Here is a 3,538-nt window from a genome sequence, read left to right as displayed (position 1 = left end):
CTCCGGGCCCGCGGCGTTGTTTTCGCCCGCCGCAGTGCCGGCCAGCCGGTCGGCGAGGACACCGGCGTGGTGCTGGCCGATACGCTGGGTGAAGTGCCGCTGTTCTACGCCGCGGCGAGCGTGGTACTGGTCGGTGGTAGCCTCGTGCCCGGGATCGACGGGCACAACGTACTTGAAGCCGCCGCACTTGCGCGCCCGTTGTGCGTGGGCGCCTACGTACGTGAGTGGCAGGACATCGTCGATGCGTTGGTCGCCGTTGAAGCCGCCTCAATCTGCGATACGACGGCGTCACTGGTGGCAACGCTCGATGGCTGGCTGGCCGATCCGGCGCGCGCCGCGGCCTCAGGTCGAGCGGGCCGGCGCCTGGTCGACGAGCGCTCGGGCGCGCTTGAGCGCAGCATGCACATGATCGAAAAGATGGCCGGCGATACGGTCTAGCGCACCACTATCCGTGCGCCGCGCGTCATGATATAGACAGCGGTGGCGCGGTGCTGATTACAACCCAGGGGAACCAGATGTTTGAACGTTTGCTCAGCCGGGCGTATGCCCGATCGTTAATAACGGCGGCCGTGGTCGCCAGCTTGAGCGCCTGCGGCAGCGGTGGCGGCGGCTCGGGCTCCGACGATGGCGGCAGCAGCGGTGGTGGTGGCGGTAACGCGGGCGGTGGAACGACGGTTCCGGACCCCGATTTCGCCAGCGTTCGCGGACTGACTGCGGATGGCGTAATGCAGGATCCCGAAAACGCGGCGATCTACCAGAGCCCGGACGACAGCCGGATCATCGATATTTACGTCGAGATCGACCCGCCCGTAGGCGATATCTGTCGCGGCGATGATCCGACCACGCCCGAAGATGAAGAGAACTACGACGGCTGTACCCTCGCCGATCTCGACCAGGATAACGATGGCAGCGACGCGTTCGATCCGGAGCTTTCGGGCACGGTCCGTATCGGCAGCCTCGCAGCGGGGGGCGACCTGACCTTCCGCTCGGACGAGATCGAGGTGCGCGGCGCCTCCAGCCGCGAAGCCCAACAAAAATCGTACAAGGTGGAGTTCGAAGACGGCAACTGGTTCGGCATGGAGCGGCTCCAGCTCAACAAGCATCCCTACGACCTGAGCCGGATTCGCAACAAGCTGTCCTTCGATCTATTCAAGCAGATCGAGAATTTCCCGAGCCTGCGCACGCAGTTCGTGCATGTCTACGTAAAAGAAGAAAACGACGCCGACTATCAGGACGGTGGTCTGTTCACCAACATCGAGTACATGGACGACGACTGGGCGGACAATCACGGCCAGGAAGAGATTTCCAATATATTCAAGGCGGAGCAGTTCTCCTTCCAATCGCTTGAGGAGACGCCCGAGCTTGAACAAGATGTCGGCTCCGATGCTTTCGAAGCCGTGCTCGAATCCAAGGGCGAGGATGAAAGCACCGAGACGCTCATCGCCATGCTCAATGCGCTCAACGATGACGACGTGCCGTTCGATAACGTGCTCAAACAGTACTTCCAGGCCGACAACTTTCGTACCTGGCTGGGCATCAATATCCTGTTGTCCAACGACGATACGAATTCGCAGAATTTCTATCTGTATCGGCCGAGCCAGATCGACAACTTCTATTTCACCCCGTGGGACTACGACGGCGCCTGGGATTTCTTCGGCCAGCCGGCAGAGCAGCTCGATTTCCCGCAGCGCCCGCGCTGGACGCAGGGTATCGCCAACTGGTGGGCCATGCCGTTGGTCAGCCGCTACGTGCGTAACGGCGGCATTCCGGCGCTAGAGGCCAAACTGGACGCCCTTCAAGCCGGCGCGCTTGCCCCGGCGAACGTGCAGACATTGATCGACAGCTATCCGATCGACGAGATCGTTCAGGTGTTGATAAACCAGCAAGGCCCCGATCTGGATGGTCTGCCGACCGTGAACGATGGCCGAAGCGCGGAGCCACAGATACGCCAAGAAATAGAGCGTCTGCCGGGCACGATCGCCGCCGCGCGCGAAGAGTTCGACAGTACGCTGGATCGTCCGATGCCGGTGTATACCGCGGCCTTGCTGGAAAACGGCAACGTGGTCTTGCGCTGGGACGAGTCGTATGACATTCAGAACAAGGGCTTGCGCTACGACGTGCGTCTGGCGACCAGCCCGGTGCTCAACGGCACCCGCAGTGCCTGTGCCGAAGACGACGATGCCATGCCGATGCTGAATACCAACGTCGTGTTCAGCCGTGACGGTATTCAAGGGACGTCGGTGGTCCCCACGACGGCATTGACGCCCGGCCAGCGCTACTATGCCCAGGTCATCGTGCGCGACGGCGACGGCTATTGCCAGAGTTCTTTTGATGAATACTACGATTCCGACGAAGACGAGACATATTACGGTGTGTTCGGCTTCACTTTTACGGGATCCGAAATCGTCACGGCCTACGATGAATAGGCCGACGCAGAATAGGCCGTAGCGAGCGCGCTCGCAGAAAAAAGGCGGGTCGGTTGACGGCCCGCCTTTTTATTTTCAGCCCAGGTGAATCAGACATATAAACGCGCGCCTTGTGCCCAGGGCTCGATCCTGGCCGCGCCGAGGCGTTTGCCCGGCCACTAATAGCGCCTCTATCCGTGGTACTTGCGAGCCAGAAGAAACCGCGTTGCCAAACGTAAGACCCGAAGGGCTCGACCTATGTCGACCTTCACAGTTGATAGCGGATATGAAAGGGTGGTGGCGGGGAACGCTTTTTATTTGGGGGCACGTGATGGCGATTGGCGTATGGATCAGTCTGATCCTGTATTTCTGCCTGATGCTGGGCATCGGCTTTTATGCGTGGCGCAAGTCCACGGCCTCGTCCGAGGAATACATGCTGGGCGGGCGAAACCTGAGCCCAGCGGTCGCCGCGCTTTCGGCCGGCGCATCGGACATGAGCGGCTGGCTGTTGCTGGGTTTGCCCGGTGCGCTCTACGCCTCGGGCCTGGTCGAGGCCTGGATCGGCATCGGGCTGTTCGTGGGCGCGTTCGTTAACTGGATCATCGTCGCACCGCGCCTGCGCGAGCAGACCGAGCGCTACGACAACAGCCTGACGATTCCCCAGTTCCTGTCCAAACGCTTTCCGTCTCGGGCGATGGCGTTGCGTACGGTCTCGGCCGTGATCATCGTGATCTTTTTTGCGGTTTATACCGCCTCGGGTCTGGTTGCCGGCGGCAAGCTGGTCCAAAGCGCGTTCGGCGACATCGTCAGTTTCGCGTCGCTGACCGACTATCAGGTAGGTGTCTGGGGTACGCTGGCAGTGGTGCTTGCATACACCGTGGTTGGCGGTTTTCTGGCCGTGAGCCTCACCGATTTCTGTCAGGGCGTGATCATGATGCTCGCGCTGGTCATCATGCCGGCGGTGGTGCTGTTCGGCAGCGGCGGCGGCGGCTTCTCGCAGGCCTCCGAAACGCTGGCCGGTGTGGACCCGAACTTCCTGTCGTTGGGCAACGGGCTGACGATCATCGGCTTTCTTTCCGCGGCGACCTGGGGCCTGGGTTATTTCGGCCAGCCCCATATCATCGTGCGCTTCA

General features: G+C 61.4%; 1 protein-coding gene and 2 pseudogenes. All 3 read left to right on the top strand.

The window, feature by feature from the left end:
• Window positions 1-438: pseudogene (locus ABNU97_RS17455) on the top strand (3-deoxy-D-manno-octulosonic acid transferase); the annotation flags it as partial.
• Between the two features lie 77 nt (window positions 439-515).
• Complete coding sequence (locus ABNU97_RS17450) at window positions 516-2,426, top strand: CotH kinase family protein (RefSeq protein WP_348767938.1); 1,911 nt, start codon at window positions 516-518, stop codon at window positions 2,424-2,426.
• 310 nt (window positions 2,427-2,736) lie between these two features.
• Window positions 2,737-3,538, top strand: a pseudogene (locus ABNU97_RS17445) (sodium:proline symporter); the annotation flags it as partial.

Origin of the sequence: uncultured Salinisphaera sp. (assembly GCF_964012375.1) — a bacterium.
Lineage (GTDB): Bacteria > Pseudomonadota > Gammaproteobacteria > Nevskiales > Salinisphaeraceae > Salinisphaera.
This window is presented reverse-complemented; position numbering and strand designations above follow the sequence as displayed.